22 protein-coding genes and 3 pseudogenes are annotated in these 22,663 nt (G+C 68.0%); 6 read left to right on the top strand and 19 right to left on the bottom strand.

All coding sequences use genetic code 11. From position 1 onward, the window contains the following. Positions 1-147 precede the first annotated feature (147 nt). The 4 genes and pseudogenes from SLP03_RS29155 to SLP03_RS29140 all read right to left on the bottom strand — a co-directional run bounded on the left by SLP03_RS29155 (position 148) and on the right by SLP03_RS29140 (position 4,340). Positions 148-1,826: pseudogene (locus tag SLP03_RS29155) on the bottom strand (ISAzo13 family transposase). Between the two features lie 98 nt (positions 1,827-1,924). Then, positions 1,925-3,173, bottom strand: a pseudogene (locus SLP03_RS29150) (IS701 family transposase). A gap of 138 nt (positions 3,174-3,311) precedes the next feature. Then, entirely contained in the window at positions 3,312-3,617 is a 306-nt protein-coding gene (locus SLP03_RS29145) for a hypothetical protein (protein ID WP_319463856.1), read from the bottom strand. Between the two features lie 117 nt (positions 3,618-3,734). Continuing rightward, on the bottom strand, positions 3,735-4,340 hold the full coding sequence (locus SLP03_RS29140; protein ID WP_319463855.1) for an XRE family transcriptional regulator: 606 nt from the start codon (positions 4,338-4,340) through the stop codon (positions 3,735-3,737). A 345-nt stretch (positions 4,341-4,685) separates the two neighbouring features. On the opposite strand from SLP03_RS29140, the gene SLP03_RS29135 reads away from it, so the two are divergent. Beyond that, positions 4,686-4,997: a hypothetical protein gene (locus SLP03_RS29135; protein ID WP_319463854.1), complete on the top strand. Its 312-nt coding sequence runs from the start codon at positions 4,686-4,688 to the stop codon at positions 4,995-4,997. A gap of 860 nt (positions 4,998-5,857) precedes the next feature. Further along, entirely contained in the window at positions 5,858-6,250 is a 393-nt protein-coding gene (locus SLP03_RS29130; protein WP_319463853.1) for a hypothetical protein, read from the top strand. 149 nt (positions 6,251-6,399) lie between these two features. Here SLP03_RS29130 and SLP03_RS29125 read toward each other — a convergent pair whose 3' ends face one another. From SLP03_RS29125 to SLP03_RS29095, 7 genes are all read right to left on the bottom strand, one after another. Then, positions 6,400-6,924: a CBS domain-containing protein gene (locus tag SLP03_RS29125; protein ID WP_319463852.1), complete on the bottom strand. Its 525-nt coding sequence runs from the start codon at positions 6,922-6,924 to the stop codon at positions 6,400-6,402. 3 nt (positions 6,925-6,927) lie between these two features. Then, positions 6,928-7,131: a rhodanese-like domain-containing protein gene (locus SLP03_RS29120; protein WP_319463851.1), complete on the bottom strand. Its 204-nt coding sequence runs from the start codon at positions 7,129-7,131 to the stop codon at positions 6,928-6,930. Then, positions 7,131-7,463: a hypothetical protein gene (locus SLP03_RS29115; protein ID WP_319463850.1), complete on the bottom strand. Its 333-nt coding sequence runs from the start codon at positions 7,461-7,463 to the stop codon at positions 7,131-7,133. Before SLP03_RS29115 ends, SLP03_RS29120 begins: the two co-directional genes overlap by 1 nt. A 476-nt stretch (positions 7,464-7,939) precedes the next feature. After that, on the bottom strand, positions 7,940-8,542 hold the full coding sequence (locus SLP03_RS29110; protein ID WP_319463849.1) for an SRPBCC family protein: 603 nt from the start codon (positions 8,540-8,542) through the stop codon (positions 7,940-7,942). A 77-nt stretch (positions 8,543-8,619) separates the two neighbouring features. Then, entirely contained in the window at positions 8,620-9,429 is an 810-nt protein-coding gene (locus SLP03_RS29105; RefSeq protein WP_319463848.1) for a class I SAM-dependent methyltransferase, read from the bottom strand. Next, a complete protein-coding gene (locus SLP03_RS29100; RefSeq protein WP_319463858.1) occupies positions 9,426-11,030 on the bottom strand; it encodes a radical SAM protein in 1,605 nt (534 codons plus the stop codon). Before SLP03_RS29100 ends, SLP03_RS29105 begins: the two co-directional genes overlap by 4 nt. A gap of 150 nt (positions 11,031-11,180) precedes the next feature. Further along, the gene (locus SLP03_RS29095) at positions 11,181-11,375 is read right to left on the bottom strand and encodes a hypothetical protein (protein WP_413644763.1); all 195 of its coding nucleotides are present in this window, start codon (positions 11,373-11,375) and stop codon (positions 11,181-11,183) included. 118 nt (positions 11,376-11,493) lie between these two features. Between SLP03_RS29095 and SLP03_RS29090 the strand changes: the two are divergent. Further along, positions 11,494-11,977: pseudogene (locus SLP03_RS29090) on the top strand (sigma factor-like helix-turn-helix DNA-binding protein); the annotation flags it as partial. 877 nt (positions 11,978-12,854) lie between these two features. Here the strand turns inward: SLP03_RS29090 and SLP03_RS29085 are convergent. The 6 genes from SLP03_RS29085 to SLP03_RS29060 form a co-directional block, all read right to left on the bottom strand. Then, on the bottom strand, positions 12,855-14,054 hold the full coding sequence (locus tag SLP03_RS29085) for an RNA polymerase sigma factor (protein WP_319463857.1): 1,200 nt from the start codon (positions 14,052-14,054) through the stop codon (positions 12,855-12,857). A gap of 11 nt (positions 14,055-14,065) precedes the next feature. Beyond that, positions 14,066-14,425, bottom strand: coding sequence for a YciI family protein (locus SLP03_RS29080; RefSeq protein WP_319463847.1), 360 nt, complete (start codon positions 14,423-14,425; stop codon positions 14,066-14,068). 306 nt (positions 14,426-14,731) lie between these two features. Continuing rightward, complete coding sequence (locus SLP03_RS29075; protein ID WP_319463846.1) at positions 14,732-15,361, bottom strand: response regulator transcription factor; 630 nt, start codon at positions 15,359-15,361, stop codon at positions 14,732-14,734. Continuing rightward, entirely contained in the window at positions 15,358-16,521 is a 1,164-nt protein-coding gene (locus SLP03_RS29070) for a sensor histidine kinase (protein ID WP_319463845.1), read from the bottom strand. The genes SLP03_RS29075 and SLP03_RS29070 overlap by 4 nt, the downstream gene beginning before the upstream one ends. Continuing rightward, positions 16,514-17,275: a hypothetical protein gene (locus SLP03_RS29065; RefSeq protein WP_319463844.1), complete on the bottom strand. Its 762-nt coding sequence runs from the start codon at positions 17,273-17,275 to the stop codon at positions 16,514-16,516. Before SLP03_RS29065 ends, SLP03_RS29070 begins: the two co-directional genes overlap by 8 nt. 11 nt (positions 17,276-17,286) lie before the next feature. Beyond that, a complete protein-coding gene (locus tag SLP03_RS29060; RefSeq protein ID WP_319463843.1) occupies positions 17,287-18,045 on the bottom strand; it encodes an ABC transporter ATP-binding protein in 759 nt (252 codons plus the stop codon). 264 nt (positions 18,046-18,309) lie between these two features. Here SLP03_RS29060 and SLP03_RS29055 point away from each other — a divergent pair, with 264 nt between their 5' ends. Continuing rightward, positions 18,310-18,843, top strand: a complete 534-nt coding sequence (locus SLP03_RS29055) for a GNAT family protein (RefSeq protein WP_319463842.1) — start codon at positions 18,310-18,312, stop codon at positions 18,841-18,843. Positions 18,844-18,979: 136 nt separating this feature from the next. Here SLP03_RS29055 and SLP03_RS29050 read toward each other — a convergent pair whose 3' ends face one another. Further along, entirely contained in the window at positions 18,980-19,294 is a 315-nt protein-coding gene (locus SLP03_RS29050) for an integrase core domain-containing protein (RefSeq protein WP_413644762.1), read from the bottom strand. Between the two features lie 19 nt (positions 19,295-19,313). On the opposite strand from SLP03_RS29050, the gene SLP03_RS29045 reads away from it, so the two are divergent. Continuing rightward, a complete protein-coding gene (locus tag SLP03_RS29045) occupies positions 19,314-20,714 on the top strand; it encodes an IS30 family transposase (RefSeq protein WP_319463841.1) in 1,401 nt (466 codons plus the stop codon). Next, positions 20,698-20,916, top strand: a complete 219-nt coding sequence (locus tag SLP03_RS29040) for an integrase core domain-containing protein (protein ID WP_319463840.1) — start codon at positions 20,698-20,700, stop codon at positions 20,914-20,916. Before SLP03_RS29045 ends, SLP03_RS29040 begins: the two co-directional genes overlap by 17 nt. 214 nt (positions 20,917-21,130) lie before the next feature. Here the strand turns inward: SLP03_RS29040 and SLP03_RS29035 are convergent, their stop codons facing one another. Then, positions 21,131-22,363, bottom strand: coding sequence for an ATP-binding protein (locus SLP03_RS29035; protein ID WP_319463839.1), 1,233 nt, complete (start codon positions 22,361-22,363; stop codon positions 21,131-21,133). Positions 22,364-22,663: the final 300 nt, after the last annotated feature.

The following is a 22,663-nucleotide window of genomic DNA, read 5'->3' as shown; positions in this document are numbered from 1 at the left end:
TGGTTTGAAGCCTCCCCCCGAGTGGGCGGCTCCGAAGGGCCAAACCTTCATCTCCCGCACAGCATCAACTCCGCAGCTCTGCCTACATATCAAGCTCCTTCGTCGTTCAGGGCACAACAACGCCGTTCAGTTAGGGATTGCAGATCATTAACACGCTGTCGTGTCCGCTGGGACGCTGATGCCTTCTGCGGTGGCGAGGCGGTAGAGGTCGTCGAGTGTGGCGAGCCGGTGTGGGCTTGGGTGGATGGTGTGTCCGGCCTGCTGTAGGAGTTGGCGGGTCTCGCGGATGTGCCTGTTGATCGTCTCGGGTCGGACGTGGAACAGGGCGGCGACGGCGGTCTGGGCAGGGCGAGGCGTTGGTGCAGGACGGTTGCCAGGAGCCGGTCGGCGAGGGTGAGGACGGGACGGCGGCCGGTGCCGGGGGCGGTCAGCCGTGGACGGTGACCGCGCCGCTTGTCCAGGTTCGCCTCCCGCTGCCGAGGGTGCAGCGTCATCAGCGCGGTGATGAGCGCGTCCCATTGTTGTGCTGGCAGTCCGGTCAGGGCGGGGTGGCGTAGCCAGGCCAGGTCGGGGCTGGGCTGGTCGAACGGGTCAGGGTCGGTGGTGATGTGTTGATATGCCTCGGGACGCAGCGTGTAGTTCCAGTCGCCGTGCCAGTCGTGGCGGGTCACGGGTAACGCCTCGTGCTGCCGGTCGCTGATGCGAACCCCGGTGTCGTAGGTGTTGGTGTCCAGTTGCGCGTGCACGCGCAGCCCGGTGCGGGTCGTGGTGGCGGCGATGGTCTGCACGATGACCTCGTGGCTAGACAGCGGCCGGCCCCGCCAGTTCATCGTGATGTGGGAGAACAGCCGGTGTTCGACCTTGTTCCACTTGGACGTGCCGGGTGGAAAGTGACACACCGTGATCTCTAGCCCGGTCTCCACGGCCAAGGCCGCCAGTTCCGCTTTCCATGCGCGGGTGCGGTAGCCGTTGGAGCCGCCCGCGTCCGCGGTGATCAGCAGCCGCCGGGCGTGCGGATAGTCGCTGCGGCCGGCCGCGGTCCACCAGCGGCGGATGGACTCGACCGCGAACGCGGCGGTGTCGTGGTCGGTGCCCACGTTGACCCAGCCGGCGTTGGCGGCCAGATCGTAGATCCCGTACGGCACCGCCTTGCCCAGACTGTCATCGGGGAAGTCGTGCGTGCGGGTGCGCACCGGCTCACCCGTCGGCCGCCACTGCTGACCGGCGTTGGTGAACTGACCGACCAGCTCTTTCTTTTTGGTGTCCACGCTGACCACCGGGTCACCGGCCGCCTGGTAGCCCTTGACGTGCTCGTTGATGTAGCGGAACTGCGCGTCGCGGTCCGGATGCTGCTTGCCCTCGATGGTCTTGGTGTTGGCCTGCAGGCTGAACCCCTCCTGGCGCAGCAGATCAGCGACCGTGTCGGCACCGACCCGGTGACCCTGGGCGCTCAACTCCGCAGCCAGGGCGCGGGTCGACTTCGTCGTCCATCGCAGCGGCGACATCGGATCACCCCGCTCATCCGGCTCGACCAGCGCCAGCAGCGCCGGGCGCAGCCCGGAATCCAGGTCAGACAGCCGCTTGCGACCACCGCCAGGACGCCGCGTCCTACCCAACGGTTGTTTGCCAGCCTCCAGATCGGACATCCCCCGCGACACCGTGTTCTCCGCGACCCCCGCCGCCCGGGCCACCGCCCGGATCCCGCCGTGCCCCAGCGTCCGAGCCTCGGCACCCATCAACAGACGACGCTGCCGCTCATCCAGATGCGGGAAGATCACCTCGAACTTCGCCGCCAGCACCTGCTCGGTCTCCACGGTCACGGCTATACCACATCCGACACCGTCCAGGAGGGAAGCCGCTACTTGTTTTTCGGCAATCCCTAACTGAACGGCGTTGCGGCTAGTACTCCAGCCGGAGATCTTGATCAGGGCTCGATGAGTGCCTGTCTGGCGTAGTGGCTGGCCCTGGCGCGGGCTTGGTGTCGACGGCGCCGGATCGACCATGTGAGCTGGTCGGTGTGGCGTCTGGTCGGTTCGATGATCAGGACGTTGAACAGGTGGCGTAGCTCGTTGGCGGTCAGTGGGATCAATGCGGGTTCGGATGGGCCGTCGGCTCGGGTGGTGGCGGTCGCGGCGGCGAGGAAGGCGTGAGCGAGGATCACCAGGGTGGTCCACCGGTGCCAGGAGCGCCAGCGCCGGTTCTGGTGTTGGTCCAGGCCGAGGGCGGTCTTCGCGGCCTGGAACGACTCCTCGATCTTCCAGCGGCGTCCGGCCACGGATACCAGCGTGCCCAGGGGCACGGGCTGCGGGGACCAACAGCGGTAGAAGGCCAGTTCACCGGTGCGCCGGTTGCGGCGCATCAGCAGCCAGTGGCGGCCGGTGTGCTCATCGCCGTGGGCGGGCAGGGACGTGAAGGCCCAGTCGTAGTAGCGGTGCCCTTTCGCGCCCGCGCCTGCCGAGATCCGCTGCCAGGCGGTTGGGGGCAGGGCTACGGCAAGGTCGTCGACGCGTTGAATACCGATGCCGGTGATCACCCGGTGGGAACGGGCCACGGCCAGGACGTAGCCGAGACGGTGAACGCGCAGCGCGGCGGCCAGACGTGGGTCACCGCTGTAGGCCTCATCGGCTGCCACCCATCGACACGGCAGTCCGCCGGCGACTGCGGAGTCGATCATCCGTCGGGCCAACAGCGGCTTCGTGGCGAACGTCGTGTCGTCGGGGACACCGGCCTCGGCCCTGCGCTGCGGATCCTCACACCAGGCTTTGGGCAGGTAGAGCGCCGCGTCAACCAGCGCGTGCCCGGCCTCGGTGGCATAGACCAGATGCGCCGCGAGCTGGCAGTTCTCGATCTTCCCGGCCGTGCCCGAGTACTGGCGCTGGACCCCGAGGCGTGTGTCGGCCCTTCTTCAGATCCCCCGTCTCATCCACGATCAGGACCGCGTCCGGGTCACCCAGCTGCCCAGCAATGAACCCGCGCACGTCCGCGCGACCCTGCCCGTCGTCCCACTGAGCGCGGGCAAGCAGATCCTGCATCCCGTCCGGCGAGGCGTCACCGGCGTGCTCAGCGATCGTCCAGCAGTTCTTCCGCGGCAACGGCGCCAACAACCCCCGCACGAAGTCCCGCACCCGCCGGCGGGGCTCCGGCCTGCGGAAACGGACTCCGACGGTCACCATCAGCTCGTCGAACAACTCCCGCCACCGCCGGGCGTCTACCCTGTAGGCGGCAGCCACCGCCGCATCATGGTCAGTCCACACAACCGTCCATGTTCAATGGTGGCTGCTCCCGCGTCAGCCCCGGGAACCACCTCCCGATCAGCCAAGGTCAAGATCTCCGGCTGGAGTACTAGGTCCGCCGGGGGCAATCGAGACGTTAATGCCGTTGTCGGCGAACCAGCCCTTGCCGATCGCGACGGCCTCGCCGAGCTGACCGTTGTCGAGCAGCCACCCGAGCTGCATCGACAGGGGTGCCCCTGGGTCTCTGCCTCCGGCACCCGTCGCCGTGGCCGGGCCGCCACCTCCGCCGCACGCGGTGAGGACGGCGGGTCCGGCAGTTGCTGCGCCGAGGAGCAGCGCACCGCGCTTGAGGACGTTGCGCCGGCTCCATGCGGTCTCAGTCATGGGTTCTCTCCCATCGTGTGAGCCGCGTCCGGGATGGGGGGCGACCCGGTCGCGGCAAGGGGTACCGAGCCGATGGCCCAAGCGGCCGTCAGCGGCAGTAAACGTGTGTTGTGGGGTTTAGAAGGTGGGGGGCGTAATGATCCAAATCGCCTTCACCGGGTCCGGGCCGGGATTCCGGTACCAATGGGGCGTGGTGCTTGCGTAGGTGATTGAGTCCCCCGCTTCGAGGACGTACCGAGTGCCGTCGAGGTAGACCTCGTGCCGTCCTTCGAGGACAAGTCCGAACTCCTCACCGGGGTGGCTGAAGGGCGTCTCTGTGGTGTCGTAGCCAGCGGGCGCCTCGACCCAGATGGCCTCGAGTGCGCCGTCCAGGTTGGGGGTTAGCAGGGCGTGGAGGGCATCGACGTCCCCGGATGAGTGCATGTCGAGGACGCGGCGTTCGTGGGCACGCACGACAGGCGAAGTCACCATCGCGGTGTGGAAGAGGCGGCCGATCGGCACATCCAGTGCGTGCGCCAGCTGGACGAGCGTGTTGAACGATGGATTGCCTCGGCCACGCTCGATCTGACTAATGAGCCCGATGCTGACGTCAGCCTTGTGCGCCAGCCCCTCAAGCGTCAGTCCCCGCAGCTTGCGCAGCGTCCGCAGCTGCAGACCGACGGTGGCCATAAGGGCCTCTGTGTTGGGGCCCTCGTTTAGCTGTTCGGCGAGCGGGGCGGTCATCGCGTGTCCTGACGGTCGGCGGTGTGACGGCCCTCACTCAAGCAGCACTCTTGATCGGCAGTCAAGGCCCGGGGTGAACTTTTTCATTATGCCGCCAAGGATGTCCGGCCCTGGCAACTGCGCGAGCCAGCAGAGACCCTGAGCGTGTGGGGTTCGAGAATTGGGTTACATCCGCTGACCTGCAGTTCGGCACATGCTCGCCGCCAGCGTGGCCGACACGATGGAGGCCATGATCGCGTCCCTTCCGTACCTGCTGCCTCGCCAGGTCCTGCAGACGTTGACCCAGATCGCCCGCGATGGCGGGGCCAAGGATGTCGAGATACTGCACTCCGCCACCAGGTGGCGGTGCTACGCCGACAGGTGCACCGCCCCGATCTCGAACCGGCCGACCGGGTGGTACTGGCCGCCTTGTCGCGGCCGCTGCCCCGCCCGCGCTGGGCGGCGTTCTTCGTCACCCCAGCGACCCTGCTCCCCTGGCACCGACAGCTGATCGCCCGGCACTGGACCTACCCGCACGCCCGGCCCGGCCGGCCACCGGTCGACCAGCAAGCGCGGGACGTGGTGCTGCGACTCGTCGCGGAAAACCCGACCTGGGGACACTTCCGAGATGACGATGAGTGCGACTCTGAAGCTCGTGCAAGTCTAGCCGCGAGGTGACCTCTTCGGATTCGCCGAAGAGGTCACCGAGCAGCAAGCCCTGGTCAGGGCGGTGCTGCTGAGATTGATCTTCCAGAGAGCAGGACGACTCCGGACTGACAGAAAGACGCACGCAGAGACGGACACCTATGACTTGGCCGCATCGCCAGCGTGCCCCAGCCATCGACTTGGTATCTGAAGTTGCTCAGCGCCCACGCGTCGGGCGGGGTGACCACTTCGGTCTTCTCTGGGAGGTCACGCTCACCCGCTTGCCCACATCGTGGCAGGTCATGGCACCCTTCGCGTCGATCCCCGGGTGAGCACTTCGGACGCGGTGACCACTTCGCCAACCTGCACCCAATCTGAACCCACCTGCAAGGAACGAGCAATCGCAAGGTCCTTACCACGCTGACCTGCCTATACTCCCTACCAGGCGACATAGAATGCTGTCGACTACTGCTCAATACGGCTGAGCACTCCGGTGTGAACCGGGACGCTGCACCGCCTTTGAACTGCCGAAACGTGGAGCCGCAGGTGAGCGGGTGTGCCGTTGGGCGCAGTTGGGCGCCGTTCTATGCAGTTCAGCGCCGTTCAGCGCGCCCCATTGCTCCCAACCTGCTCCCCCACCATCCACCGGCAGGCCGTACGACGGGCGTTGACGCCCGGTTGGGCCATCGGCCGTCGAGGCCTCCGTGCCTGGATGCCACGTCGCCCATGCGCTCGACAATGAGCAGCGTCAGACTCTGGCCGCTTGGTGCAGGGGTGATTCCGCCGGTAGGCAAGGTCCGTCTGCACGTCAACGGGAGCAGGGCCGGGCGCGATTTGACACTCGTCTGGCGATCTCCGCACCGCCGGGGTGATCTTTCAGTAAAATTTCGGGAGTGGACGGCGATTCGAACACTCGGCTTGAGCGCATTCTCGGCGTACCGCTCGCGCAGGATGCGGTGCGCCAGTGGCCGCAGTCCGGCGAGCTGATCCGGGGACGGGCGCGAATAGCGGAAGTGGAGTCGCACTTCGTCGGGCTTCGGCTCGGCGTCGGCATGCGGCACTCCTGCGGAGACACCTTGGTCGTCGAGTGGAGCAACGATTATGGTGACGGCCGGATCTACCGCAACGTCTCGATCGCCGAGCTGCGCAATGGCGAGGCGATCCGGGTGACCGACTACTGGGGCGAGCCGTTCACCGCGCCCGAGTGGCGGCAAGCGCTAGGCGAGAAACTGGACCTGCGAGGCAGCGGCGTGTGGCCAACATCCGACGACCTGACCGTCAGCTGACGCCGGTCCCGGCTGCCAAATGTGTCCGACTCGTTCCGATCTGCAGAGACGGTCATCGGAGAAAGTATGAAGACAACCAAGTGGTTCCCGGGTCGCGGATACGCATCAGAGTTATGAACGAGAGCTGACGGAATTCCCTCCACGCCGAATCATTTGTCTACGCGTGAAGACTGGCCCCCGGGGCGGCGCGAATGACGGTCGCCCCCGGTCACGCCTGTCAAGTCCTCGCGATGAACCGTACCCAGCAAATGGCCTTCCGGGTCGGTGATGATCGCGTAGGTCAGGTGGTGGGCGCGCAGATGGGACTCGACGTCGGCCAGGGCTGAATGGGGGCGCAGCGTCGAGGGGCCGGACTCCATCACTTCCTGGGCCGTGGTGCCGGGGGCGGCATCGAGGGCGGCGTGCCGGAGTCGGCCGAGCAGAGTGCGGTCGCCGGCGACAACAAGGGCGAACCGGTACGGGGAGGCGTCGACGCGGGCACGAACGGCGGAGAGCGCCTCCTCGGGGCCGGCGGTGGGAACGTCGTGGCGGAGCCGGCTACCCACGGTAGGTGCGCTGGCCGAAGCGCCGCCGATGGGCAGGTTGTGCGCGAGCCAGTCCACCTTGCCGGCGGCATAGTCGTAGACGTCGGTAAACCCGAGGGCTTCGAGCCGGCACGCGGCTCGCGGGCTCATGTCTCAAAGGCCGTCCCAGCAGTAGACGACGATTGGGCGGGTGCGGTTGAGGCCAGCGGTCGTGTCGGGGTTGAGGACCTTCAGGGGGATGCTGAGAGCGCCGGGCAGATGCTGGCTGGCGTACTCGGTCGCGGGCAACACCTCGACGAGCTGGGCGCCCGCGTCAAGCAACGCACGCAGCTGCGGCAACTCGATCCGGGCGACCATCAGTCGGCCGCCAAGGCGGATTGCCGGCGCTGCAGTGCGGCCAGGATCCACTCATCGGGCGGGGTACCCCGAACACCATCCTGTGTCGGGTAGAGCCGGCACTGCAGGCCGTAATCCGTGCGTTGCTCGGCCGTCGTGTCGACGTCCACGCCGTCGATTCGCAGGGTCGGCGATCCGAGGAAGCGGTGCGCCCGGGCGTCAACGTCAGTCTCCACCGCGCGCTCATGGATCGGATCGTCCACCCCAGCGCTGTCGAGCAGCGCCCGCAGATGCGGCACGAAGCCCTCGTGGTTCGGGCAGCCGTCGAAGAACAACACCTCGATCACGCTCATCCGTCCTTCCCTCGACGGCCAGCCGAACGGCAGCAAGTCGGTGTGCGGGTAGACGCCCCGGCCCCTGCAGCAGCCGATGGTCCTGGCCGGGCCGGCTGCATGCCCACCCCCTCCAGGAGGGCCGCCCGCCCCTGTCTCGTAGAGCCCGCCGGCATCGTCGGCGTACGTATGCAGCTCCATCAGTCGTTCCGCATCGAAGCCTGGCACCCAAGCCGCGTGCAGGTCGAGCCGACAGCAGTGGCTCCCGCACCTGCACCAGGGTCTCGCGGCGCGCGGTTGACTGCCGTCTGGGTCCTGCGGACATGTCGACTGTAGCGGCACGCGCCGATTGCGTTCCGGATCGGTGGCAGCATGCCTGGGCAGTCTCGGCCGCGACCGCGACGTCCTCCGCAGTGCAGCGTCTCGGCGGTCACTCAACGGTGACCCGCGGTTGTGGCGGATCGGTGGGCGGCGTGGTGACGTCCACCGCAGGATCGTCATTGCGTCTGACCGGCGGTGGGGTCTTTGGTGGCCGTGCCGGAGCGGTCCTCTGGGGGTGTTGTGCGCCGCAGCGCGTGCCGGCGTTCGGCCTCGGACTTCACTGTGGCGAGCGAGCCGGCGACCGTCGCCTCCCACCGCCGTGCGACAACCGCCGCCCACCCGGCTCCCAGCGCCCAGCCATCGGTGCTCATCTCGCCGGTGTACTCCAGTCGGGTGTGGCCGCCGTCGTCGGTGAGGGAGAAGCGTTCCCGAACGTGCGGCACGGGGCCGCGCACGAGGCGGAAGTCGACGGCGTCGGGGCGGGCGAAGGCAACGGTCTCGACCGTCTGGGTGACCAGGCCACGGCCGACCGCCGTACGGTGGGCGGCCAGGACCATTCCGTCACCGCGTTCCAGCACCTGGATCTTCTCCTGCTGCGCCCTCGTGGCCCGGCCGAGGTACGGCTGGGCGATCACGTCGAAGACCAGCTCACGAGGCGCGGCGATCTCGAGCACTTGCGGCCCGAGCGCGCGTGTCCGCCGACCGATGCCGAGATCTAGGGTGAGCCTGCCGGTGACCAGCCCCAGGTACCCGACCGACCCGGCTGCCGCCGCGGTCATGGCCGCCAGCGTCCAGCCCGCTCGCAGCGGTCCTGGCATGGTCGTCTCCAATCTCGTGTCCGAGCACCGGTTTCCGCTCAACGCCGTTTCACGGCCGTCAGCAGGGCGTAGCCGAGAACACCGTCGGCGACTGCGGTTCGGGCGGCGGCCAGCACTGCCGGGGCGCGTGCGAAGTCCACGCCGAGGGCCTTGGCCCGCGCCCGGGCGGTCATCCACACGACGGTGAGGCGGGCCTCGATCTGATCGATCATGGCCGCGATCGCGTCGTCGTGGCGTTCGGTATGGGTGACCGTCAGCCCCGCGCCAGTCAGCAGGGCGGCGTACTCGTCGAGGGGGCGGGCGTCGGCGACGCACGCGATCCACGCCCCCATCCCAGTCAGCTCGGGCGGGAGCCGGTCGGGGGTGACGGTGACGTCGGTCATCCCGAGCCGGCCGCCCGGACGCAGCACCCGGGCCAGCTCGGCGGCGGCGGTGGGCTTGTCGGGGAAGGTGCAGAAGGCGCACTCGCACACGACCACGTCGACCGACCGCGTGTCGACGGGGAGCAGTTCGGCGTCGCCCACCCGGAACCGAGCCCGGTCGGCGAGGCCGGCGGACTGAGCCGCGCCGGTGGCGAGCGCGACATTGGCCTCGGACAGATCCACACCGGTGACGGCGGAGCCATACTCGGCTGCCAGTACGAGGGCGCTGGCGCCTCGACCGCTGGCCACATCGAGGACCCGCTCACCGGCGCGCAGGTCGAGCCGGGCGGCAAGCTGGCGGGTCAGCGTCAGGCCACCGGGGTGGTAGGAGTCGCCGAGCAGCAGGGCGACCAGGTCAGAGCCATAGGTGGCGGCGCAGCAGGTTTTGGCGTGTGCCGCGTTGGCGGGTTCGATCTTCGAGTTCACCGGACGCTCCTGCCCACGTTGGTGGCGTCGGGAGCCACGCCCCGGTGATCACTGCTTGCGCCGGTGATGGCGGTTTGGTGATGGGCGATCTTCGACCCGTACGGTGAGTCGGTCAGCATCGGCTGCAACCCGATGGCGTTGGGGACGACGTCGGCGACCGGCACACCGGACATCTGTTCGCGGACCTGTTCGCGGTAGCCGACGGAGTTGTAGGCGCAGAACGGTATCAACCTGCCGTCCGGGGTGATCTCCTCGACGCAGCATTTCATCAACTGTTTGACGTTGAGGGTGTACGGATCCTGGAAATCCTGGATGACGATCATGAAGGCGCGGTCGGTGAGGTTCGCGATCGCCTCGGGCAGGTTGATGCCGCAGGCGTCGGCGCAGCCCAGCGCCGCGGCGGTCTGGGCGAGGCGCTCGTCGGTGGTGTCGGTGCCCATGAACGCCGATGCCGACCACAGCTTTTCGAGGGCCTCCCGTACGGCGTGATCCGGCACGACGCGGTTGGAGACGTAGTCGAGGTACTCCTCCACGTTGAGCAACCTCGGGATCGGCACCACCGCGAAGTGCGGGGTGCCGGGGGTGCCTTCGGTGAGCAGGTAGGTAATCGACCGGCAGGTCGGGAAACAACACGGCACCGGGAAGAAATCCTTGGCCCGGAACCAGTCGGGCAACTGCCGGGCGATGAGGTGGACGACGTCGGAGTTGGTCAGCCGAGTCAGCGGGTCGAAGGCGACATGCCGGCCGGAGTGGGTAACCGGCTGGAACGACACGCTACGCACCGCCGGGTGCGCCAAGCCATACGTGATGATCGCGCCGAGTTCGTGCTCGTTGAGACCGCGCTCGACCGCAGCGACGAGGGTGACGGTCAGGCCGACCTCGGCGCAGTTGTCCAACGCACGCCGCTTGATCGCGCGCAGGTCCCGGCCGCGGATCTCCCGGTGCGTGCGTTCGTCGAACCCGTCGAACTGCAGGTAGATGTTGACCGCCCTGCCCGACCGGTTTCGCTCGCCGAGCGCGGCCACGAACCTGCTGTCCGAGGCGAGGCGGATCCCGTTGGTGTTGAGGTTGACCGCCCGGATCGGCCGGGCCTGCGCGGCGTCGATGAACTCCAGGATCTGCTTGTGAATCGTGGGTTCACCGCCGGAGAACATCACCACCTCGGCCTCGCCTTCGCTCTCCACGAAGACGTCGAGCATCCGCTCGCACTGCTCGAGGGTGATGGAGTAGCCGTCGGGTTGGTGGCCGGAGTCGGCGAAGCAGATCGGGCAATCCAGGTTGCAGCCGGTGTTGACCTCGATGATCCCCAGGCAGGCGTGCTGCTTGTGTTCCGGGCACAGTCCGCAATCGGCGGGGCAGCCGTCGCGGACCTCGGTCTGGAAGGTCAGCGGGATGGTGCCGGGCTTGTTGAACCGGGCGCTATCCAGGTACATCTGCGCGTCGCCGTACACCAGCGCCTCGAACCGGCCATGTTCGGGGCAGCGTTTCCGCAGGTACACCTTGTCGTCGCGGATATTGACCTGACCGTCCACGACGATCTTGCACACCGGGCAGATCGACTTGGTGTACTCGACGAACACCTCGTCCCGGTCCCGCTTCACTCGGACGGGCCTGGCGGGCGCGGCGTCTGGAGTGGGTTCCACGGCGGTCATAGTTCTCCTCCGGGGCGACCATCTTGATGACAGCTGCCAGCGTGCCCCGGCTGGCCGTGCCAATTCCGTTATCACGCTTCGTAAAGCCCACGGTATGCCTCATCCGAGGTCAGACAGGGCGTCTTCAACGGTCCGGTGGAAGTTGGGGTAGGCGTTGATCGTCTGCCGGAGCTGGTCCACCGGGACCTGGCCATGCACCGCGACGGCCAGGCCGGCAAGAACCTCCCCGCCGGTCGGGCCGGCCGAGGTGGCGCCGATGAGCAGAACGCGGTCGGTGTCGGCGACAAGCGCGATGAACCGTCGTTGCCCGCCTTGTGATCCAGCCCGCGCCAGTGAGGGCAGCTGCGACGCCGACCCGCACCAGCCAGCACCGCCGGGCCGAGCACGTCCCCAATCCCGCCGCCGCTCGTGGAAGCGCTACTTCCGCGACCGCACTCGGGCCGTCCGGATACCCCGCCGCCTGCAGGAACTCCGCCTGGCGATCAGCCCGGCCAACAGCACCCTGACCCACACGCTGAGTCGATCCCCGAAGGTCGTCGACATCGCGACCTACCTCGGCGTCACCGAGGAGGCCGTGCTCGAAGGGCTGGAAGGCGCCCGCGCCTACCGGGCAACCTCGCTGTCCACCCCGGTCGGCACCGCCACCGCCACCGAGCTCGGCGACACCCTCGGCGCCGACGACCACGACTACGAGCGGGTCGAATTACCCGTCGCCCTCGCGCCCGCGCTGGCCACGCTGCCCGAGCGTGAGCGCAGGATCCTCACCCTGCGGTTCTACGGCAACCTGACCCAGGCCCAGATCCGAGCAGGTCGGCGTCTCCTGTGCGAGACCGTCGAGAAGTGCTCCGCCGCCGCATCACCCCGGTGACGCCATACGCGACCGTGGCCAGAGCTAGCGGGCCGCCCATCGCAGCGCCGACGCCGATGTCCTTCTGTGCCGCGCTGTGCCCGAACGGCACGGGAGTTGGTCCGGTTGCGGGTAGGCGGCAACGGGCTCGCCGGCAAGCCGACCCGGTGTCGATGGCGACGCCCGTGTGCCCCGGTGTGCCCGGACCACCGGACGGATAGCCTGGCCAGCCGAACGTAGAAGGGATCTGACTCCTTCAGGGGCAGCCGAAGAGGCCACCGGGCAGGAAGCCCCGGTCAGCGCGCCGCTGATGGGATCGGAGTCTCAACTGGTGGGACCTGGACTGGTGCCTGCACGGTTGGCCGCAGAGTCAGGCATCGATTTGGCAGCTTCGCCCGTGGCCCGCCCAGGTGGTCGACACGAGTCTCGATGCGGGTCGATCGCGGAGCCGCAGCGGGAACGTGCGACCATCGCCGCTGCCGCTATCCTGAGTAGGCGGCCTTGTGCGTCACATCCCATTTTGGAGGTTCATGTGATTGCCAGAGTCGCAGTATGGGAGCCAATGCCGACCGATGACCGGACCTGGGTCATCGAGGCATGCGCGGAAATCCCCGGAGTACATGGGGTGTACCACCTCCTCCGATCCCAAGACCGGCAACGGTCTGTCCATCGCCGTTTTTGAGGACGAAGCGGCGGCGCAGGAGGCTGGCGCGGCCATTCGGCGTCGCGCCGAGGAGATCGGGTGGAACGCCACGCCCCACCCACGCTTCACCTCAGAAACCATGCACCAGGTCCTCAGAGGTAAGCCGTAGTTGCTGCAGCGACGATCATGCGAGCCCTGAACATTCCCATTCGGCACGGCAGCGCGGCCAGCGGCAGATGTGCGCGTCGATCTTCTCCCGCTAGGCAAGGCTATGAGCCTCGGTTCAGAGACCAAGTTGGTCGATGCGCTTGACGATGAAGGCCTGCTCCGGTGGGGACGGGTTGAGGTGGAGTGCGCTGCGGTAGGCGTCTCGGGAATCGGCGATGCGGCCGAGCCTTCGTAGCAGGTCTGCTCGGGCGATGTGGAGTTGGGGCCAGCGACTGAGCTGGGGGTGGTGACTGACGGTGTCGAGGATGGCAAGCCCGGCGGCGGGGCTGTCGGCCATCGCGATGGCGATGGCCCGGTTCGCCTCAATGACCGGCGTCGGCTCGTAGCGCAGCAGTTCGCCGTACAGAAGGGCGATCTGCCGCCAGTCGGTGTTGTCGGCGTGTGGGGCGATGGAGTGGCAGGCCGCGATCGCCGCGTGGAGTTGGTAGGGGCCGGGTCGACCGACGCGCAGCGCTTGTTCGAGGAGCGCCTCGCCTTCGTTGATCATGGCTTGGTTCCACCGGCCACGGTCCTGGTTGTCGAGGAGCACAACGTCACCAGCGGCGTCGACGCGGGCAGCGCGACGGGCGTCGGTGAGCAGCAGCAACGCGAGCAGACCGGTGACCTCCGGCTGCTCGGGAAGCAGTGAGGCGAGGGTACGGGCCAGCCGGACCGCGGTGTCGCACAGCTCGCCGCGGACCAGGGAAGCCCCGGCACTGGCCTTGTGTCCCTCGGTGAACACGAGGTAGATCACCCGCAGGACCACGTCCAGCCGGTCGGCGAGGTCCTCGGGTTGGGGCGCCCGAAACGGGATGCCGGCCTCGCGGATCTTGCGCTTGGCTCGGCCCAGGCGCTTGGCCATGGTCGGCTCGCCGACGAGGAGCACCGCGGCGATCTCGGCCGTGCTCAACCCGCAGACCGACCGGAGGGTCAACGTGATCCGTGCTGCCGGGTCCAGCGCCGGATGACAGCACATGAAGATGAGGCTGAGTTCGTCGTCGCCGAGCGGGTCCGTCGGTTGCGGACGGCCTGGTTGTCCCCACTCGCGCAGTGCCGCCGCTTCCTTCTCGCTGCGCTGCGCCTCCCGACGGATCCGGTCGAGCGCCTTGTGTCGGGCCACCCCGACCAGCCACCCGCGCGGATTGGCCGGCTCCCCCTCGACCGGCCACTGAACCAGCGCGGCAACACACGCATCCTGCACGGCGTCCTCGGCGGTGGCGAGGTCCCCGACCAGGCGGGTAACGCTCGCCACCGCCGCCCACCAATGAGCGCGCAGCTCTGTCTCAGTCAGGACGACGCCTTCGTCGCCATCACCGGGCGGACATCCACCCAGCCAGTCCGCGCCGAGGGGATGGTCGCGGCCCACTTCAGTGCCTCGTCGAGGTCGGCGCACTCCACCAACGTGTAGCCGCCGACCTGTTCTCTGAGCTCCGCCGCCGGTCCGTCGGTCAGAATCGCCTGGCCGTCACGCACACGCACCGTGGTCGCCGACGACACGGGCTGCAGCGGCCCGCAGTCGATCATTACGCCGGCCTCGGCCATCGCCGCGGTCACCGCCGCCCATTCGGCGAAGGTCTCCGCGTACTCGACGCTGCCCTGATCGAGAGGCGGCCCTTCAGGGGAGTGCAGCAAGAACAGGTACTTCATTATCGACCTCCGCGTCCGGCCGGCGACCCTTCGCCGGTGTCCATCTGTAGTCGAACGAGACCGGCGCAGAAGGACACCACCGGTGAAGGAACTTGCGTACAGCCAGGCCCTGCCATCGAGGCCGCCATCCTGCATCCGGCGGACGGCGCGACATATCGCGTCGTTCTCCACGACGGTCGCCCGCCGGTCCCGTGAAGCTCAAGATGGGCTGTGGGCGCCGAACAGGTCGGGCCGCGCCCGAGCCAGGCCACTCAGGGGCAGGTGGGCGACCCGTATCGGTGGAGTCTTCGCCAGTTGTGCGCGGGTTCAGCCCAGGCCGTTCTGGTGGGCGAGGACGACAGCTTGGACTCGGTCGCGCAGGCCGAGCTTGCTGAGTAGCCGGCTTACATGGGTCTTCGCGGTTGCCTCGCTGATCACGAGCGTGGTGGCGATCTCGGCATTGGACAACCCCTTGGCGAGCAGGCGAAGGACGTCCATCTCGCGGGAGGTGAGCGCATCGAATCGCGGCGTGACGGCGGGGCGGGCCAGGCTGGGCAGCGCCCGTTCGATCAGCCTGCGGGTGACGGCCGGGTCGAGCAGGGCCTCACCGCCGGCCACCACGCGTACGGCGTGGATCAGTTGTTCGGGTGTCGTGTCTTTGAGGAGGAAGCCGCTGGCGCCCGCGATCAGTGCGGCCGCAACGTGATCGTCGTTGCCGAACGTGGTCAGGATCAGGACTCTCGTCCCGGTTAGTTCACGGGTCGCGGCGATGCCGTCGAGCACCGGCATCTGGATGTCCATCAGCACGACGTCCGGCCGCAGCGCGGCCGCCTGGCGGATTGCCACGGCGCCGGTGTCAGCCTCGCCGACCACCTCGATGTCCGGCTGGGCGGACAGGATCATCCGGAAGCCCTGCCGCATCAACGGCTGGTCGTCGGCGATCAGGACCCGGATCATGAACGGCCGTCCAACGTGAGCGTGGCCTGGACCGCGTACCCGCCGTCCGGAACGGCACCGGCCAAGAAGCCGCCGTGATACAGCGCCACCCGCTCACGCATACCGGTATGCCCGTGACCTCCCGCTACGTGGTGCAATGGAGGCCGGCCGGGCTGCCCGGCGGCGTTCGTGACGCGGATGTCGAGCACGTCCCCGCTGCGGGTGACCCGCACCTGCGTGGGCACCAGTCCGGCGTGCTTGACGACGTTGGTCAGTGCCTCCTGGATGATCCGGTATGCGGCCACGGACGCGGTGCGTGGCACCCCCGTCCCCGGGAACAGCTCCAGATCGACCGGCAATCCGGTCTGGCGTAGCTGCTCACACAGTATTGGCGTCTCATCCAGCGCCGGTGGCGGGCCGAACTGATCGGCCGTGGAGTCGTCAGCGACCGGCCGCAGCACGTCGACCATGCGGCGCATCTCGGTCATCGCTTCCTTTCCGCCGGCGATCATGCTGTCGAGTACCGGCCGGGTGAGGTGGTCCTCGGGGAGCGTGGAGCGTACCGCGCCAGCCTGGACGACCAGCAGGCTGACATGGTGGCCGATCGAGTCGTGCAACTCCCGCGCGATCCAGATCCGCTCGGCGAGCACCGCCTCACGCGCCAGCAGGGTCTGCTCCCGCTCAAGTTGGACGGCCCGGGCCCGCAGGGCGCGGGCGACCTGCGTTCGGCTGCCCACGTACAGACCCGTCACCGCGGCGGCACCCAGGACGAAGAAGGCCTGCGCGACCGGTCCGCCGGGAGAGCCGCTACGAACGGCCGCCGCCGCCGCCAGCAGTCCCAATGTCACAGTGCCGGCGACGGCGATGCGTCGCCACCCGCTTCGTACGGCGAGGGTGTAGAGCGCGACCGCCGGGGCGATCGGCCCGGCGGCGGGATGCTCGGCCGTCACGGTGACCAGTGCCGCGCAGCCCGCCGTGCCGAGCACGACGGCCAGGGGGATGCGGCGTCGCACCAGCAGCAGCGCGGTCGTGCTCAGGCCGGCTACCGCGATGAGGACGACACGGGGCAGCGGCGTACCGGTCTGCGCTTCGCCCCATGTCGTCGCCACGGCGAGGGCGCCGACCGCGGCGGCGACCAGAAGGTCGACGCCGCGGTCGGCTCGCCAGAAGGGTTCAGGCATCGCGGGTCGCCGTCCTCCAGGTTCCGGTGGTGATGATCAGTACGGCCCAGCCGGTCAGCACGAGCCCCGCGGTCAGCGCGGTCATCGGTACGACACGGGGTTCCCCGAGTGCGGGGAAGATTCGATCGACCGCCGATGTGGTCAGCAGTTGCCGTAGGGAGCCGAAGCTGTTCACGTGCTCCAGAAGCCGTGAGAACGCCAACTCCCAACCGAGGAGGATACCGGTCGCCACACTGCGTGATCCCAGCGTCGCTGCCATCCCGACGGCGAGCACCACGTCGACGGTGGTGGACACACCGACGCCGAGACCGAACTGGACCAGCAGCCGCCAGTGTGGGGCGGGCAGCGGGCCCGCGAGGCCGATGCTGGCCACAGCGGCGATGGTGTACGCCGGCAGGAACCACACGAGGTAGAACGCCAGCGCGGCGGGCAGCCGTACGAGGAACAGCGTCCGGCGGGACGTGCCGGTGGTGACCAGATCGCGGAACATGCCGCTGGCCCGGTCCTGCCCGCCGGCGGTGGTGCCCACCAGTACCGCCGCGACGGTGCCCAGGTAACGCAGGACCAGCGCCGCGTGCTGGAGGTTGGTGGCTCCGCCGGCTGGACCGTAGTGGGTGGGATCGGCGCGGTGTCTGATCGCGTTGAAGACGACGAAGGCGACGCTGGCGCCGAGGGTGAGCACGCCGGTCCAGGCGACCAACGAACGGCGGCGCAACTTGAGCAGTTCAGCGCCGATCATGCGATAGGTGTCCATTGATGTCTCCTTCAGGCGTGGTGCGGCTGGGAAGTGAGCTCGAGGAAGCGCTCCTCCAAGGTGGCGCCGCCGGTGAGCTCCCGTACCGGTCCCTGCGCGAGGATCCGGCCCCGATCCACGATCGCGGCCACGTCACATGTCTTCTCCACCTCGTCCAGTAGGTGCGAGCTCAGCACCACCGTTCGCCCCTCGGCCACGAACGATCTGATCAGGGCGCGCATGTCCCGCATACCGGCCGGGTCCAGACCGTTGGCCGGTTCGTCGAGGATCAACAGGGCCGGGTCGTTGAGCAGGCACCTGGCGATACCGAGGCGTTGCCGCATGCCCAACGAGTAGCCGCCCACGCGGTCGTCCGCGCGGTCGGCCAGACCGACCCGCTCCAGCACGGCGTCGATACGTCCGGTCGCCGCGCGCCCACGGAACCCCGCCGCCGCGCGGAGATTGTCCCGCCCGCTCAGATGGGGGTGGAAGCCCGGCTCCTCGACGATCGCGCCAACACGGCTCAGGGCCTCCGCCCGCTGCGCCGGGACCGGCAAGCCGAGCAGCCACATCTGCCCTGACGTGGCCGGGGTGAGCCCGAGCAACATACGGATGAGCGTCGTCTTGCCCGCGCCATTCACGCCGAGCAGACCGAAAGCACAACCCGGGGGCACGCTGAGATCGACGTTGTCCACCGCCGTGCGGCGCCCGAAACGCTTGCTGAGTCCGGCGGTGCGGATAACCTCGTCTGTCATGCCGATGACGCTACGGGCGGCGGGACCCGCCGCCATCAGGCGCGAGACGGCACCGTCCGGTCAACCTCCGGGGGTACCGCGGACCCCGGCGTACATCCTTCGGATGAACGCCGATCAGTCAGGACGCCGTGGCGCGTGTCGGCTCCGGCAGCCCTTGGTGACTCAGGTAGAGCATGAGGCGAAATCCGCCCCACATGCTTGTCGAGGTTGCCGGATACGGGTTCGGGGTGTGACCATCGCGCTACGGGGCCGGGAACAGCCAGGTTGATGGCGATAGGCCGCGTCGGGTAGGAACTGTGCATGCTCCGTGGCGACATGGTCGGGCTGCGAGCCCGACACGAAACCGACGTTCCCATCCTGCAATCCGAGCTCTATGACGACATCGCCACCCGGTCGAGGGCCGACTCCCGTCCATGGCGTCCGATCACACCCGGCTCCGCCGCGTCGCCCTACACGGTCTCCGACCCCACCGACGATGCCGCGTGCTTCTCCGTGGTGCTGCTCGCCGATGAAGAACTGGTCGGCGAGGCGCTGTTATGGGGTATAGACCTGCATAACAGGATCGCTCACCTGGGCATCTCGCTGCGGTCCGCCTTCCGCAGCCGGCGGCTGGGTACCGACACCGTCCGGCTGCTGTGCCACTACGGTTTCGTGGTCCGCGGCCTGCACCGGTTGCAGGTGGAGACGTTGGCCGATAATGCTGCGATGATACGGGCAGCCACCCGGGCGGGATTCGTGGTCGAAGGCACGCTACGCCGCTCGGCGTGGGCACACGGCGACTTCGCCGACGAGGTCATTCTCGGGTTGCTCGCAACGGAGTGGAACACGAACTGACCGCAAACGGACTACGAGGGGAAGTTCGCCCCAGGGCGCCGCGCGGCCGTTGAGCGTCCGGCATCGGCCCCGGGTGCTCGCGAACACTGGCGCGTGATGCGCCCCGCGTTTTCCGGACAGCTGAGCAGTAGTTAATTCATGCTGCGAGCTGGCAGTTCAGAAACTCGTTGCGGGCTTGTTGTGGCGTCCGGTAGCCGAGTCCTGAGTGGCGTCTGCGGGAATTGTAGCGGAGCTCAATGTATCTGGCAACGTCGCGGCGTGCGTGTTCGCGGGTCGGATACTGGGTGCGGTTGACGCGTTCATTCTTGAGTGCGGCGAAGAATGATTCAGCGAGGGCGTTGTCGTAGCAGATGCCGGTCCGACCGACGGATTGCCGCAGCCCCAGTTCCTTCAAAGTCTTTGCGAAGTCACCAGAGGTGTAGTTGGCGGATTCAAGTGGTCGTCGCAACACCTCGATCAAGGGGTGTGGCATGGGAAGACCTGCGGGTTGGGTGACAGTGGTGACGGGTCGCCCGGCGATGCGGTCGCCGGGTCGGCCGGGTGTGAACGAGCATCGGGAGGTGCGGCGGCAGTTCTGGCGGCGGATCGCTGAGGGGCTGTCGAGCGAAGAGGCCGCGGCGGCGTGTGGTGTGTCGCAGCCGGTGGGCGGCCGCTGGTTTCGTCAGGGTGGCGGTATGCCGCCTTTGTCGCTGGCCCCGGTGTCGGGCCGGTATATGTCCTTCGCCGAGCGTGAGGAGATCGCGCTGCTCAGAGCGCAGGGCAAGGGCGTGCGGGAGATCGCTCGGGCGGTGGGCCGTGACCCGTCGACGATCTCGCGGGAGTTGCGCCGCAACGCCGCGTCTCGTGGCGGCAGTCTTGATTACCGTGCTGTGGCCGCGCAGTGGCATGCCGAACGCCGTGGCCGTCGTCCGAAACCCGCCAAACTGGCGGCGAATCAGCGGTTGCACGACTACGTGCAGGACCGGCTCGCTGGCACGGTCACCGATGGCGAGGGCCGGCCGATTCCGGGTCCGAATGTGCCGTGGAAGGGCCGGCGGCATGGCCGTCGCGCGGATCGGCGGTGGGGAACGGCCTGGAGCCCGGAGCAGATCAGCCGACGGTTGCGGGTGGATTTCCCGGATGATGAGTCGATGCGAATTTCGCACGAGGCGATCTACCAATCGCTTTATATTCAGGGCCGCGGTGCGTTGCGCCGTGAGCTGACGGCGTGCTTGCGCACCGGCCGGGCGTTACGAGTGCCGCAGGCCCGCACCCGCAACCGCGGCAAGCACTTCCTCAGCCCGGAGGTGATGATCAGCCAACGCCCGGCAGAGGCCGCCGACCGGGCGGTGCCTGGGCACTGGGAAGGCGACCTGATCATCGGACTTGAGCGGTCCGCGATCGGCACGCTGGTCGAACGCAGCACCCGGTTCACGATGCTGCTGCACCTGCCTCGGATGGAAGGACACGGCCAGCAACCTGTCGTGAAGAACGGTCCGCCACTGGCCGGGCATGGCGCCGAAGCGGTCCGCGACGCGATCACGGAGCAGATCAGCACCCTGCCCGAACAGCTACGCCGGTCGCTGACTTGGGACCAAGGAGCTGAGATGGCCCAGCACGTCCAGCTGCGCCTGGACACGGGTCTGGACATCTACTTCTGCGACCCACATAGCCCCTGGCAGCGGGGGACCAACGAAAACACCAACGGGCTGCTACGCCAGTACTTCCCAAAAGGCACCGACCTATCACGACACTGCGTCACCGACCTGGACGCCATCGCCGCGACGCTCAACAGCCGGCCCCGTAAGTCACTGGGTTGGCGAACGCCAGCAGAAGCCCTGGAAGAACACCTAAGATCGCTGCAACGAGCCGGTGTTGCGACGACTCCTTGAACTTAAGCAGTACACCTCGACCGAGTTCCGGGCCACCCTGACCAGGCTTACCATGCGGCCATCGATGGGACGGGTCGGCTCCTGCTACGACAACGCCGTCGCCGAGTCGTTCTTCGCCACCCTCAAAGCCGAGATCGGCACCCGCGTCTGGGCCACCCGAGCCGACGCCCGACGAGACGTCTTCGCCTATCTCACCTACTAAAACCACAGCCGTCTACACTCGACACTCAACCACCGCACACCCCACGAAACCCGCGCCTGCTACCGTCAGGCCCACGCCCTCGCGGCATGAAACCCCGGTGTCCGGTCCCGGGGTGGAACCTCACACTGACCCCTTGGAATAGATCGTCTAGGTGACGCGGCGGCTGGCGGCGAGGGCGTTACCCGTCGCTAACGCCGGCGTGGCTAACGGCTGGTCAGGACCCGGCCGGGCGTTGACGCAACGAGTCACCGAGACCCAGGGCTCGGAAAAACCGCCCGCACAGCCGGTCCATGACGGGCGTCAGGTCGCCCCGGAGTTCGACGGTGGTGGCGCTCGTGACGCGCTGGTAATGCTCGTCGGGGTACGGGACCGAGGGGTCCCAGAACCCGGCCCTTCGCTCGCGCACCGGCGTGACGCCGAGTGTGCCGTCTAGGCGGAGGGCGATCCCGACGATGCCGCCGAAGCCGCTGCGCTCTGCGATCTCGGAAAAGGTCGCGAGGGCCAGGGCAGCGTATGTGGCGGCCAGGTTCGGGAGGATGACCTTCTGGTATTGAGGGTGCTCCCTGTGGTCCGCGTTCCAGTCGGTGACGTTGCGGGCCGAGAGCGTGATCGCGCCAGACTCCGCGACCTCCAGGTACACATCGCAGGCGTCCCGGGTGGAATACCTGAAGGCGAAGCCACTGGGAGTGTCGACGCCGCTGCGGGTGTTGAACGGAAAGCTCGGATCCGCCATGAGCAGGCTCGCGAGCGGACCGTCATTGACGGCTCGAAGACGGTCTTGAGCAGCGTCAGTGATCGAGGCGAGCCACGCGTTGCCCGACGGCAGCTCGTCGCGCAGCAGCTCCGGCCGGTGAGCCCGCAGGGGGGCGACCGCCATGGTCAGGGCGGACGCCCCCATGTCGAGGGCAGCTGCCGAACGCCGTGCACGCTCCAGGTCAGGAAGGATGCTGTCCTCTGACACGTCGCGCAGCCGGTGCAGGCGGAACACCTCGGAATCGGACAGCGGCCTCACGGTCCGGTCCGCGCGACCCAAGTACCGCCCATCGACCTGGTGCGGCGCGAACGGACTGGACGGGACGTCGATGACGATCAGGCCGGTCCGAGGGTCGGATGGGTTGACCACGTCCGTCACGGTGATCGCCAGCGGCGGGTCGATCCGAGCGAAGCACACGCTCTGGATGCGCTCGACCTGGCCCGCCAGCTCGACCGGGGCGAGGCCGGCCGCCCGGCCGGTGTTCCTGTCCTCCTCGATCCCGATGACGAGCGTTCCCCCGTCGATGGCCAGCGCCGCGACGTCTTTCGCCAGCTCTTTCTTGGCGCTGTCGCTCGTGCCGTAGTTGTCACGCTTCAGCTCGAACTGCTGGTGCTCGTGCACTTCGCCGGATGCGACTTCGGCTTCCGCCTGCGCCCAGTTACGCCATGTCCATGAACGTCGGGGTGTGGTCACAGTCGTCCATCGTGGCACAGGGCTGCGACAAGCCGCGCCGAACAACACCGCGGCCCGCCCGGCAGTGGGTTGGTCATTCGACGTCGAGCCGGTTCACGCGTCATGACCCGCACGAGCCCCGTGCAGCAACGATCCCACCGCTATCGTGAACCACCCTGCAGCAGGGTTGTTAAGAGCCCGCGCAAATAGGTCGATCGGGGAGGGCCGGTCATAGACCGGGCACAGGCACCAGTGATCATCAAGGTTCCTACGCCGAGTGATCACCGGGAGTGCCTGTGCCCGCTATCCCATCATGGCTGA

It is taken from the genome of Micromonospora sp. RTP1Z1 (genome assembly GCF_033804685.1).
In the GTDB taxonomy this organism is placed as follows: Bacteria; Actinomycetota; Actinomycetes; order Mycobacteriales; family Micromonosporaceae; genus Micromonospora.
This window is presented reverse-complemented; position numbering and strand designations above follow the sequence as displayed.